We start from the raw sequence: 13284 nt of genomic DNA on the forward strand, positions 1-13284 counted from the left end.
TAAATAGTACCAAACAATTATATTGTAATCCAACCTAACAAGTCCGTTTGTCACGCTGTAAAGCGTCCCTACTCTTGTGCTTAGCCGACTCCGGCGGACTGACAAATAGCTAAGTTTTTTAGATTATTTCATATTCTTTTAAATATAACCTATTGATAATCAATATTTACATGTAATTTCTGTTAAGGTTACTTTTCCTTTTTGTAAATTTAATGTAAATCGTATCCAAATAGTAATGATTGTATAATGCTCGCTTAACATAGACTTAACATTCCCGCTTTACTTTTGTCAAAAATAAAAACAAACTTCAAAAATGAATACAAAGAAAATTAGAATTGCAGCCCTTTTAGTAGTCGTGATGGCTATTGGATTTTCGTTTACAAGTTTAAACAAAATCACAATTAAGGGTTCGGATACTATGGTGATTTTGTCACAACAATGGGCAGAAGCTTATATGAAAAAACATCCAGAAACAACCATACAAGTTACAGGTGGTGGATCGGGAGTTGGACTTGCAGCATTAATTAATGGTTCTACTGACATTGCTAACTCAAGCCGTCCAATTAAGCCAGCTGAAGTTGAAAAATTGAAAGCAAAATACAATAAAAGTGGTGTTGAAATCGCTTGCGCCAAAGATGGTTTATCGGTTTTCTTGAATAAAGGAAATACAGTATCAGAATTGACTGTTCAACAAATTGGGGAAATATTTTCTGGTAAAATTACCAATTGGAAACAAGTAGGTGGAGCAGATGCAAAAATTCAATTGTACGGAAGAGAAAGTAGCTCGGGAACTTTTGAATTCTTCAAAGAACACGTAGTTAAAACTGATTTCTCTCCAACTTGTCAAACATTGCCTGGAACTGCAGCTATTGTAAATGCAGTGAAAAAAGACAAATACAGCATTGGTTATGGTGGAGCAGCTTACGCAGAAGGGGTGAAAGATTGTAAAGTTAAAAAAGATGCTAAAAGTAAAGGAATTTTACCAACAGAAGCAACAATAAAAAACAAAACCTATCCTATTTCAAGATACTTATATATGTATTTGAAAGAGAAACCAACAGGTGACACAAAAAAATTCATTGATTGGATTTTGAGTCCTGAAGGGCAAAAAATGATTGCAACTGTAGGTTATTTTCCAGTAAAATAAATTAAGTATTAAAAATCCCTCTCTTCAATCGGGAGGGATTTTTATATACACACATATATGAATTCTTAAATCCATTAAATGAATTCTCCAATTCCACTAAAACAAACTTTCACCAAAGAGAGTTTAAAAAAGCAATTCAGACTTTCTGAATTTCTGGCCGAGAAAATCATTTCTTCGGTAGCTTTTCTTTCGATTGCTATAATTTTTCTAATATTTATTTTTGTTTTCAAAGAGTCTTTGCCATTATTCAGTTTTGGCGATAAAGCAAAAGCAAAAAGCGAAATACAAACCACTACAGGAGCCGAAGTTGAAACTTATGGAAGCGAAACTTCTACCGAGGCAAGTGAACCCGAAACTTATGGCGAACCAACCGAAAGTCTGGAACCTGAAAGTTATGGAACTACGACAGAGGATTTGAATCCAGTGGTTGAAGAAACTACTGAGCCAGAAACATACGGAACTGTAACTGAAGATTTAAATCCCGATTCGACAGTGGAAGCTGAGGTGGTCATCGATGAAAAAGTTACTGGCAATAACGAAGGCGCAGACAAAACTTGGAGTACCTTTTTCTCGACAGAATGGGTTCCGGTTTCAGACAATCCGCGTTTCGGATTGATTGCGTTACTGATAGGAACACTAAAAGTCACTATTATAGCAATTCTAATTGCTGGACCTTTAGCTATTTTGGCGGCGGTTTATACCTCTTGTTTTGCATCCAATAGAAGAAAAGAAATCATAAAACCCATTATCGAAATGTTAGCTGCTTTTCCATCTGTAGTTATTGGATTTTTCGCTATGATGGTTTTGGCTACTTTTTTTCAAGATGTTTTTGGGTATGATTCACGATTGAATGCCTTTATTGGAGGAGTTGCAATGGCATTAGCCGCGATTCCTATTATTTATACTATTTCCGAAGATGCTCTTTCGGCAGTTCCTAAAACCTATACTGAAGCTAGTTTGGCATTAGGAGCTAGCAAAGCACAAACCGCTTTTTCGGTGATTTTGCCAGCAGCTACGCCAGGAATTTTTGCGGCCTTGCTTTTGGGTGTGGGGCGTGTTTTTGGCGAAACAATGATTGCACTTATGGCAACAGGAAACGCGGCATTGTTATCGGCAAATCCGTTTGAAAGTGTGCGAACTTTTGCAGCAACTATTGGTTCTGAAATGGCAGAAACCGTTTTTGGAGAAACGCATTATAGCGTTTTGTTTTTTATTGGATCGTTACTTTTCATTTTCTCTTTCATATTAAATGCAGTAGCAGAATTTTATGTAAAAGGGAAATTAATCAAAAAATTCCAAGGTAAATAGATATGGAAAATACAGTTAACATATCGGAAAATCCGTTTGCAAAGACTAGTGGCAAAGGGAAAGATATTAAGGAAACGGCCGTTGTGGGAATTACCCAAATTGCAGTACTTTTAATTATTGCCATTCTGTTTGTCATCTTGGGAATCATCATTTACCAAGGACGTGATAAATTTTCTTGGGAATTCATCAGTTCTTTTCCAACGGACGGAATGACCAAAGGTGGAATTTTCCCTGCTTTGATTGGAACTTTCATTTTAGTAATCGTAATGTCAATAGCAGCGGTTCCTTTCGGGACCATCACTGCGATTTATTTAACCGAATATGCGCACGAAAAATCAAAATTTGCGGCAGCCGTTCGTTTCTCTATACGGACATTGGCAGTAGTGCCTTCGATTATTTTTGGACTTTTCGGATTGGGCTTTTTCATCCAATTTGTGGGAACAGGAATGGATACAGCTTTCAACGGAGGCGAATTGCATTGGGGACAACCTAATATTCTTTGGGCGAGTTTAACAATGGCTTTGTTGACGCTTCCCGTGATTATTGTTTCAGTAGAAGAAGCTCTTAAAACAATTCCTAGAGAATTAAGAGAAGCAAGTTTAGCATTGGGAGCCACCAAATGGCAAACCATAAAAAAAGTAGTTTTTCCGGGTTCTATTTCTGGAATTATGACAGGAACAATTCTTGCCGTGAGTAGAGGTGCTGGAGAAGTGGCACCCATTTTATTTACAGGAGCTGCCTATTATTTAGCGACTTTGCCAGAATCATTGAGCGATCAATTTATGAATTTGGGATATCACGTTTATATTATGTCAACCCAATCTTCGGATGTGGAAAAAACAATGCCGATTCAGTTTGCAACCACATTAGTATTATTAATTCTAACTTTATCACTAAATTTAGTTGCGGTAATCATCCGATCTAGAATTAGAAGAAAAGCGAAATAATTTCCTATAGCGAAACTATATTATTTTAGATATAACAAAAATAAAATGAGAGATATAAAAATACATGTTAGCGATTTGTCATTATACTACGGTGAAAAAAAGGCATTAAATGAAATTTCGATGCAAATTCCAGCCAATAAAGTAACGGCTTTAATCGGGCCATCGGGTTGTGGAAAATCTACTTTTTTGAGATGCATTAACCGAATGAATGATTTGATTCCTAGCGTGAAAATCACGGGAGAAATGCTTGTGGAAGGCGTTGATATTTACGATAAAAACGTGGATGTGGTTAATATTCGAAAAAAAATTGGAATGGTTTTTCAAAAATCGAATCCATTTCCGAAATCCATATATGAAAATGTGGCTTATGGGCCAAGAATTAACGGTCTAAAAGATAAAAGTCAATTAGACGAAATCGTAGAAACTTCTTTGCGTCAAGCAGCTATTTGGGACGAATTGAAAGACAGATTAGGCGACTCAGCAATGGGATTATCGGGTGGACAACAACAACGTTTGTGTATTGCTCGAACATTGGCGGTAAGCCCAGATATTATTTTGATGGATGAGCCAGCGAGTGCTTTGGATCCACTTTCTACTTCTAAAATTGAAGAATTGGTACATCAATTAAAAGAACAATACACCATTATTATTGTTACCCACAATATGCAACAAGCGGCAAGAACCAGTGATCATACGGCCTTTTTCTATATGGGTGAGTTGATTGAAATGGGAAAAACAAATGCTATTTTTACCAAGCCAGAAAAGAAACAAACCGAGGATTATATCACGGGACGATTCGGATAATCATTGTATCTTTGCATTGTTAAAATTTTAAATACTAGAAAATGACACATTTTATGATAGAGCTAGATAAACTCCAAAGTGTATTGGTAAAAATTGGTACTCTTGCTGTGGGACAAGTAGCAGAATCAGTTAAAGCATTACTTTTTGAACCAATACAAGGTAAAGAAGTACGCAAAATAGAATTGAAAATAGATAAACTAGATGTCAAAATCGACGAAATTTGTCAAAGTATATTTGCTTTACAACAGCCTGTTGCTTCGGATTTGCGTTTTATTATGTCTTCGCTTCAAATTAGTAATGAGATTGAAAGAATCGGAGATTTGTCGATGAGCATTATCAAAAGATCTAAAAGCATCAAGGAAAAGCACGATTTAATTGCGAAGTTTGAAATTGCCGACTTTACTAAGGAGGTTGAATCGATTGTGCGCAAAACCAATGAATGTCTTGTTTCAAAAGATGAAAAAGCAATTTCGGAAATTTTGTTGTTGAACAAAACCATCAAAGTCAATGGAGATCTGATTATCGATAAGATTATTGAAGAGATGAAATCACATTCGAAAGTAGTGGTTTCGGGAACTAATTTGGTTATTGCTCTAAAACATTTAGAGCGCATTACCGATCATTGTTCTAATGTTGCCGAGTATATTTATTTTGTGGTTAATGCTAAAATCATCAAGCACGACAAATACGAAGATTTAAACCTTGATAAAATAGAGGAGTAAATAATACTATTTTTAGATTTATAAAAGCAGTCAAATTACTATTTGGCTGCTTTTTTCTTATCGTCTCGCCAAGTGATGTGTCCTAGAATGGCATTGAAAAAGTAGAAAACATATTTTGCAGTATTGGCAATATTCATTTGCATAATATTTTGAACCATTTTGGTTAAATTATATACTTGCCACATAAACCAATTGTCAGGATACATTCGAGCCATATTGAAAGTCCCTCCAAAAGTTAACCCTGCTGGAATTGAAACTGCAAAAAATAATTTCCAATCAATGGGTTTATCCGATAAATAGCGGAAGGCGATGTAGTTTAATAGGAGAGAAAAAACAAAACCGAGAATTAAATTTCTATAAAAAATAAAATCTACAGAACGAAGTACTTTGCTTTTCTTCCAAGCTTTGAAAACCAAAAAATTTCCAACAAAGGTGATAGGATAAGTCAAAATGGCACCAATATTTCCGAGCAAATAGTCGATAGATCCACTCAAGAAGGTATTACAAGTAGATAAAATATTGCCAAAATTATTTTTCTTGGTTACCAATCTGTTTCCAATCATAGAAAGACTGGTGTTTAGAATTGAAAGATAACCCAAGTAAAAAACGTAATGCTGCTGCTGGAAAGTAAAATTGAAAACGGTTTTTTGGTATTCTAAAACAATTGAAGCCGAGATTACAATGATTAAACCAATTATATCCAAATAATTGCTATTGGTTATCGATTTAATAGTTTTTATCGATTTTTCAGAAAGTGAAAGCGAGTTCATTCGATATTCGATTTAAATTTTATAAAAAAAATGCACCGAGCCTGCAGCTCTTTAACGTAATATCGCAGTTCTGTAGGAACGACATATATTGTAGCAACGGATTTTAATCCGTTGGATTTAGGAAATTATAATCCGTTGAAATGTATATAAAAAACAAAGAACTTTTTTTTAATTCATTCAAGATTTGACAACTTTTAAAAAGTTGTCAAATCTGCATAGTCTAAATTATTAGCAATTACGACTGCCAACTAAAACCTGCAAGCTGAACACTATTTTTTAATGTGCTTCCAACCAATTTTTGCCCATTCCAATTTCAACATCTAGTGGAACATCCATTTTAAAAGCATTTTCCATTTCGTGTTTGATCATTGGTTGAATTTTTTCGAGTTCCGAGTTGTGAACATCAAACACCAACTCATCGTGAACTTGCAACAACATCTTCGATTTCCAATTCTCCGTAGTTAGTTTCTTGTGGATATTAATCATTGCAATTTTGATGATATCGGCGGCAGAACCTTGAATCGGGGCGTTTACCGCATTTCGTTCGGCACCGCTTTTCACCATCATATTAGCAGAATTAATGTCTTTCAAATAACGTCTTCTTCCTAAAACCGTTTGTACATAACCGTGTTCTCTTGCAAAATCAACCTGATTGGCCATATACGATTTTAGTTTTGGATAAGTCGCATAATAAGCATCAATCAATTCGGCACTTTCTTTGCGCGAAAGTGATGTTTGATTTGAAAGTCCAAAAGCAGAAACACCATAAATGATTCCGAAATTCACCGTTTTGGCATTGCTACGTTGTTCTTTGGTTACGTCGCCCAAAGGAACATTGAATACTTTTGCAGCCGTACTTTTGTGAATGTCTTCGTTGTTTTGAAAGGCTTTAATCATATTCTCTTCGCCAGATAAAGCCGCAATAATTCGCAATTCTATTTGTGAATAATCGGCAGAAATCAAGCTGTAATTTTCGTCGCGAGCAATAAAAGCTTTTCGGATTAATCTTCCTCTTTCAGTACGAATCGGAATGTTTTGCAAGTTGGGGTTATTCGAACTCAACCGACCCGTTGCGGCAACAGTTTGCATATAATCGGTGTGAACGCGACCAGTTTTAGCGTCAACTTGATTCGGCAACGCGTCAATATAAGTGCTTTGCAATTTCACCATTTGGCGCCATTCGAGAATGTCTTTTACGATGGGATTGTCTTTTTCTAAATAACTCAATATTTCTTCACCAGTGGCATATTGACCGGTTTTGGTTTTCTTTTGTTTCGCTCCACCAATTTTTAATTTGTCAAATAAAATGTCGCCGAGTTGTTTTGGCGAAGCCAAATTGAATTTTTCGCCAGCGGTTTCATAGATTTTTTGTTCCAAGGCAGCACTTTCTTTTGCCATTTCAACCGACATTTCTTTTAGGAACGGAACATCCAGATTAATTCCTTCCAATTCCATTGCTGCTAAAACCGGAATTAGTGGAATTTCGATTTCATCAAACAGTTTTTTGGTTTCGACTTTGTCGAGAATCGGGCTAAAATTTTGTTTCAATTGATAGGTAATATCGGCATCTTCGGCGGCGTATTCTTTGATGTCTTCCAAAGCTACATCTCGCATCGATTTTTGATTCTTTCCTTTTTTACCAATTAAATCTTCAATGGATTTTGGTGAATATTTTAAGTAAGTTTCACTCAAAACATCCATATTGTGACGCATATCGGGATTAATCAAATAATGCGCAATCATCGTATCGAATAGTTTTCCTTTAATTTGAACGCCGTAATGAGACAGAATTTTTAAATCGTATTTGATGTTTTGACCAATTTTTTCGATGGTTTCACTTTCGAAAAAAGGTTTGAATTTATCCACTAAAACTTGTGCTTCTTCCTGATTTTCGGGAAACGGAACGTAAAAAGCTTTTCCTTTTTCGAATGAAAATGACATTCCAACGAGTTCGGCATTCAGGGCATCAATTCCCGTAGTTTCGGTGTCAAAACAAACCGAAGTTTGATTCATCAAGTTTTGCAACAACAATTTCACCGCAAAATCTCCTTGGATACTTTGGTAAAAATGCTCCGTGTTTTCTAATGTTGCATAATGCGAACTCGATTGTACTTCGCCACTTTCTTCATCCGAAAAACCAAACAAATCAAATTGATCTTCATTTGTTTTTTTAGCGGGTGCTTTTTTGGCTGGCTCTGGTATCTCGCTGGGAGTTCCGTTTCCGTTAGTATCTATTTCGTCGTATTCTTTTCCGGTTCCAAAATATTTATCAAACTGCGCTTTCATTTGGCGGAATTCCAATTCCTGAAATAATTCGTCTGTTTTTTCAACATCAGGTTTTGATAGTTCGTAGTCTTCGGCATTGAAAGTCACGGGACAATCCAGCAGAATGGAGGCTAATTTTTTGGATAACAAGCCCAATTCGGCGTTGGCTTCGATTTTATCTTTTATGGCACCTTTCAATTGATGTGTATTGGCTAATAGATTTTCCATGGAGCCATATTCTTTCAGGAATTTCTTGGCCGTTTTTTCGCCAACACCTGGTAATCCCGGGATATTATCGGCAGCGTCGCCCATCATTCCCAGAAAATCAATTACTTGTTCTGGGCGCTCAATTTCGAATTTTGCCAAAACTTCAGGAATCCCCCAAATTTCGATGTCATTCCCCATTCGGGCAGGTTTGTACATAAAAATATTTTCTGAAACCAATTGGGCAAAGTCCTTGTCTGGAGTCACCATAAACACTTTATAATCCTCTTTTTCAGCTTGTTTTGCCAGCGTCCCAATCAAATCATCGGCTTCAAATCCTGCAACCTCTATAATAGGAATGTGCATGGCCTTTAATAATTCTTGAATGTAAGGAACGGCAATTTTTATAGCCTCGGGAGTTTCGTCGCGATGGGCTTTGTATTCCTGATACATTTCATATCGATAATCACTTCCACCTTTGTCGAAAGCCACAGCCAGATGGTCGGGTTTTTCGCGTTTGATCACATCCATCAAGGCATTCATAAATCCCATAATGGCCGAAGTATCCATTCCTTTCGAGTTGATTCTTGGATTTTTGATAAAAGCAAAATAACCACGAAAGATTAAAGCGTAAGCATCGAGCAGGAAAAGGCGTTTTTGTGACATATAACTATTTTTTGAGGTGTAAAAATAACAAACAAATCTTCATTTCTCGAACTAATTTTTTCTTTAAGAAGTTTTTCGATTCGCTGCGCGGATCTTTTTTTAAAATTGGATTATGCATAGTGCTTATTTCTTCATCAAAATAAAAAATAGCTACGCCATTTTATTCCTAGGCAAATTAATTTCGTGTTCTTGCGGATAAGGGGCGCGTTGTGTTAAGCTTTTGTCTTCGCGAAGTTGTTCTGTAGCTTTGAATTGCAAGGTATTTGCGTTTGAATAGCGAGGGTCTGGCACAAAAGGCATCTTAGCCATTTTTGAAATGGTTATGGTTGGGAAATGGTAATCTACTTCGACTGTGCCTAAAAGTAAATAACATCCTCCTCCCTTGAACGAGTAGTTTATGAGACTTTTAGGAAAGTGTGCGGTATCAAAATAATCGCCGTTACAATCTATCCAGGTGCCAAAAAACATCATCCCCATTTTGGTAGGTACTTGTTTTATAGAGACTAAATAAGCCAAGAGTTTGACTTCTTTTTTTAGATAATCAGTAAGATTTTTTGCAACAACCACACTTTGATAGTTTGTTTGTAGCAAATCAAAGGGTGAACAAGATACGGGAAAACCTAGAATTTCTATTTCGTCGAAAGCGTCTTCAAAAAAAGAGCGTTCTACAATAGGTAGTTTGAACTCTTTTATGGGTTCTTGCAATAACAATGAATTTGTGTTTTCGATTTTGAAATTGACCAACAGCATTCGAGCTATAATAATCAATTGACTTTTTGTTTGAGCTGTAAATCGAAAGGCACCGATAAAAATTAAGGTTTGAATGCTTTCTAATCCCACTTGAATTCGGTTGATGAAGTCTTCTAGGGATTTAAAATCTCCATTTGAACTGCGCTCTTTAATGATGGTGTCAATCAAATCAGCATTCAAACTTTTAAGCTGCATTAAACCCAAATAGATATCTATTCCATAAACCGTGGTTTGATACATACTTTTGTTAATGCACGGATTGTGAATTTTTGCACCCGACATTTTGGCTTCGTGAATGTAAATTTCGGGTCTGTAAAATCCGCCTCCGTTATTGATCGCCGCCACCATAAATTCGATACCATAATAGGCTTTTAGGTATAAGCTTTGGTAGCTTTCTACGGCATAACTCGCAGAATGCGCTTTGCAAAAGGAATAGCCAGCAAAACTTTCTATTTGCCTATATACTTCTTCACTCAGTTTTTCTGAGTGTCCTTGTGCTTTGCAAGAAACAAAAAACTGGTCTTTTACTGATTGTAATTCTGCTAAGGAACGTCCTTTTCCGCTTATGGCTCTTCTAAGGATATCGCCATAAGCAGCAGTCAACCCGCCATAATGTAAAGCAATTTTTATTACATCTTCTTGATAGACCATAACGCCATAAGTTTCGCCCAATTGCTCTTTGAAAACATCGTGAAAATATTCAAACTTATCAGGATGGTTGTGTCTGAAAATGTATTCGCGCATCATTCCGCTTTGCGCCACTCCGGGGCGAATGATACTTGATGCCGCCACTAAGGTTTTGTAATTATCGCATTTGAGTCTTCGTAGTAAACCGCGCATTGCGGGACTTTCTATATAAAAGCAACCTAGCGTTTTGCCAATGCTTAAAAATTCATTGCATTTGGGTTCGTTTTTGGATAAGGAAATGTCTGTAATGTCAATTTTAATGCCTCGGTTTTGCTCAATAATTTTCACAGCTTCATCGATAGTGCCTAAACCGCGTTGGCTTAGAATGTCGAATTTTTCGAATCCAATATCTTCAGCTACGTGCATATCAAACTGTACAATCGGAAAGCCTTTTGGTGGCATTTCTAAAGCGGTGAAATTGGTAATGGGTTCTTCAGAAATTAGGATGCCGCAAGAGTGCATACTTCGTTGATTAGGATATTTTTCGAGCATCATACCGTATTCTTCGACGTAATTTACGATTGAATTTTTATCGATTGTTTTTCCTTTTGATTTTGCCAAATCGTCTAATTCCTCTTTGGCTAAGCCAAAAACTTTACCTACTTCTCTAAAAATAGAACGGTATTTGAACTGTACATTGGTGCCGCAAAACGCCACGTGATTGGGGTCAAAACGTTTAAAGATATAATCGAGAATAAAATCACGTTCTCTCCAAGACCAATCGATGTCGAAATCGGGTGGAGATTTTCGGTTTTCGTTCAGGAAACGTTCAAAATACAAATCCAACTCAATAGGGCAGATGTCGGTAATTCCTAAACAGTAACTCACAATACTATTGGCTCCACTGCCACGACCCACGTGCATAAAACCTTGACTTTTGCTGTATTGAATAATGTCCCAAGTGATGAGGAAATAACCGCTAAAATTCAAATCGTTGATGACTTTGAGTTCTTTTAGGACTCTTGCATTGGCTTCTTTATTGTTATTTCCGTAACGTTTTGTGAGTCCGCTTTTGGCTAAATTTTCCAATAGTAAGCGGTCGCCTTCTTTGCTTTTGGTATAGAATTTCTTGTTTCGAGGTGTGTTGAATTCAAATTCGAAATTACATTGGTCAATGATAGATTCTGTGTTCTTGATGATTTCGGGATAGTCATTATATTTTGCAATTAAATCATCAGTAGGAGTCATTATTTCTGATTTCGAACAGGTGTCGGCTTCGGTTAGTTTTGATAATAAAGTATTGTTGTCGATAGCGCGGAGAATTCTATGTAAATTGTATTCTTTCTTGGTTCTGAAGGTCACCGATTGTAGAATAACCGCTTTCGAGATTTTATCTTTCCATTCTGTTTTGAATAATTTGATGATTTCCTCTGGGCGAATGCCTATGTATTCGAAATGGCGTAGTTGGGCTGGGCTATTTTCTATGGGATAAATAACTAGTACATTTTCGAATTCTGGTGCGGCATTAGGCAAGTTGGTTTTGTCGAGATTGTGCTTGGTCAATAGTCGGCACATTTCGCCGATGCCTTTTTGGTTTTTGGCTAAGCCAATGAAAAGGAGCTGGTTGTTTTGACGGAATTCCACTCCGACGATGGGTTTTATATTCGCTTCTTTGCACTGTTTTGTAAAGTCATAAATACCCGTAACCGTATTGATATCGGTCAGTGCCAAAGATGGTAACTCACAAGATTTTGCTTGTGCAACGAGCTCGTTTAAAGGAATCGTGCCGTAACGTAAACTATGATAGGAATGACAGTTGAGGTGCATTGTAATTTATGATTGCAGATTGCTTCGCCTGTTCGAGCAAAGCTCTCGGGTAACGATTTTTGATTTTTATGATTGTTCGCTATGCGAACCAGCAACTTAATAATGGTACGCGGATTTAATCTTTTTAGGTTTAATTCTTCGAAGCTCTGCTTCGTTTTTTTTTGCCACAGATTCCACAGATTCCACAGATTTTTGTTAAGTTTTATTCGTCAGAATGGCAAAATCATCGATAAAATTCTTTAACTTTATGACATTGAGCTTTGCTCCGAGGCAGTTTATTGAAATCTGTGAAAATCTGTGGAATCTGTGGCTGAAAAAATATGTTAAATATTCTTTTTCTAAATCTAGTTTCGTCATATTATTAATTTTTGAATTTATAATTCTTGTTGTTACTGCTACACTTGCGTTAGGGATAGAGTGGAGCTCTTTTTAGGGTTGGCTTTTTTTGCCAATCCTAAAAAAGCGGGAACGGTAGCCCGACCCAGAGGGGAACGCCCCAATTATTTTCACTTTATTTTTTGTTTAATAATACTGCCGGAACACCTAGAAACGGCGTCGTACCCAAATCGGTTTTTGATTCGATCGATGGCTTGGTATAGCGATAACATTTCGGTGGTGTCCTCGAACATATTGATTTGATAGGTGCCGCGAACCAAGCCTGTAAACCGAATTCCGACTAATCGCAAACGCATTCTTCGGGTGTATAATTTTTCGAAAAGTTCCGATGCTGTTTTGCCCAAAAGATGATCGAATGAGGTGTAGGGGATTTTGAGTTGCTTGGTCTCGGTGTCGAAATTATTGTATCGGATTTTGAGGACTACCGTAGAGGCCAAAAAACCTTCTGTTCGCAGTTGATAGGATAGTTTTTCGACCATTCCGGTAATCAACGATTTGATGAGAAAAATATCGGTGGTGTCTGTTTCAAAAGTATGCTCGGTCGATATGGATTTCCTTTCGCTGTAGGGTTCTACGGGATTGTTGTCTATTCCGTTGGCTTTTTTCCAGATTTCGACGCCATTCTTCCCGATCATTTGTTGCAGGACTTCGACAGGCATTTCAGACAGTGTTTGGATGTTTCGAATGCCAATTCTTGATAATAACTGAAAAGTGACGTCGCCAAGCATCGGTATTTTTTGGATGGGTAGCGGATTCAGAAATGGTTTTACGTTTTTTTCTGTGATTTCAAATTTGCCCAATGGTTTGGCTTCGCCGGTTCCTATTTTTGAAACGGTTTTGTTTACGGAAAG

At 36.8% G+C, this 13284-nt stretch carries 9 protein-coding genes; 5 read left to right on the forward strand and 4 right to left on the reverse strand.

Features of this window, described 5'->3' with window-relative positions; translation table 11 throughout:
* Window positions 1-313 precede the first annotated feature (313 nt).
* From ACIQ1E_RS11560 to phoU, 5 genes are all read left to right on the forward strand, one after another.
* Window positions 314-1147: a phosphate ABC transporter substrate-binding protein gene (locus tag ACIQ1E_RS11560; protein WP_396171463.1), complete on the forward strand. Its 834-nt coding sequence runs from the start codon at window positions 314-316 to the stop codon at window positions 1145-1147.
* Window positions 1148-1225: 78 nt separating this feature from the next.
* Complete coding sequence (gene pstC / locus ACIQ1E_RS11565) at window positions 1226-2455, forward strand: phosphate ABC transporter permease subunit PstC (protein ID WP_396171464.1); 1230 nt, start codon at window positions 1226-1228, stop codon at window positions 2453-2455.
* Window positions 2456-2457: 2 nt separating this feature from the next.
* A complete protein-coding gene (gene pstA, locus ACIQ1E_RS11570; protein ID WP_396171465.1) occupies window positions 2458-3402 on the forward strand; it encodes a phosphate ABC transporter permease PstA in 945 nt (314 codons plus the stop codon).
* A gap of 45 nt (window positions 3403-3447) precedes the next feature.
* Window positions 3448-4206: a phosphate ABC transporter ATP-binding protein PstB gene (gene pstB, locus ACIQ1E_RS11575; protein WP_396171466.1), complete on the forward strand. Its 759-nt coding sequence runs from the start codon at window positions 3448-3450 to the stop codon at window positions 4204-4206.
* A 53-nt stretch (window positions 4207-4259) separates the two neighbouring features.
* A complete protein-coding gene (gene phoU, locus ACIQ1E_RS11580; protein ID WP_396171467.1) occupies window positions 4260-4928 on the forward strand; it encodes a phosphate signaling complex protein PhoU in 669 nt (222 codons plus the stop codon).
* 38 nt (window positions 4929-4966) lie between these two features.
* Here phoU and ACIQ1E_RS11585 read toward each other — a convergent pair whose 3' ends face one another.
* The 4 genes from ACIQ1E_RS11585 to ACIQ1E_RS11600 all read right to left on the reverse strand — a co-directional run.
* Window positions 4967-5698 (reverse strand): nicotinamide mononucleotide transporter family protein, encoded by a 732-nt coding sequence (locus ACIQ1E_RS11585; RefSeq protein ID WP_396171468.1) that lies wholly within the window; start codon window positions 5696-5698, stop codon window positions 4967-4969.
* Window positions 5699-5974: 276 nt separating this feature from the next.
* Complete coding sequence (polA, locus tag ACIQ1E_RS11590; protein ID WP_396171469.1) at window positions 5975-8833, reverse strand: DNA polymerase I; 2859 nt, start codon at window positions 8831-8833, stop codon at window positions 5975-5977.
* A 150-nt stretch (window positions 8834-8983) separates the two neighbouring features.
* Window positions 8984-12037: a DNA polymerase III subunit alpha gene (locus ACIQ1E_RS11595; RefSeq protein ID WP_396171470.1), complete on the reverse strand. Its 3054-nt coding sequence runs from the start codon at window positions 12035-12037 to the stop codon at window positions 8984-8986.
* Window positions 12038-12543: 506 nt separating this feature from the next.
* The coding region (locus ACIQ1E_RS11600) for a DNA polymerase IV (RefSeq protein WP_396171471.1) at window positions 12544-13284 on the reverse strand (741 nt) is incomplete at its 5' end.

Origin of the sequence: Flavobacterium sp., assembly GCF_044348915.1 — a bacterium.
In the GTDB taxonomy this organism is placed as follows: Bacteria; Bacteroidota; Bacteroidia; order Flavobacteriales; family Flavobacteriaceae; genus Flavobacterium.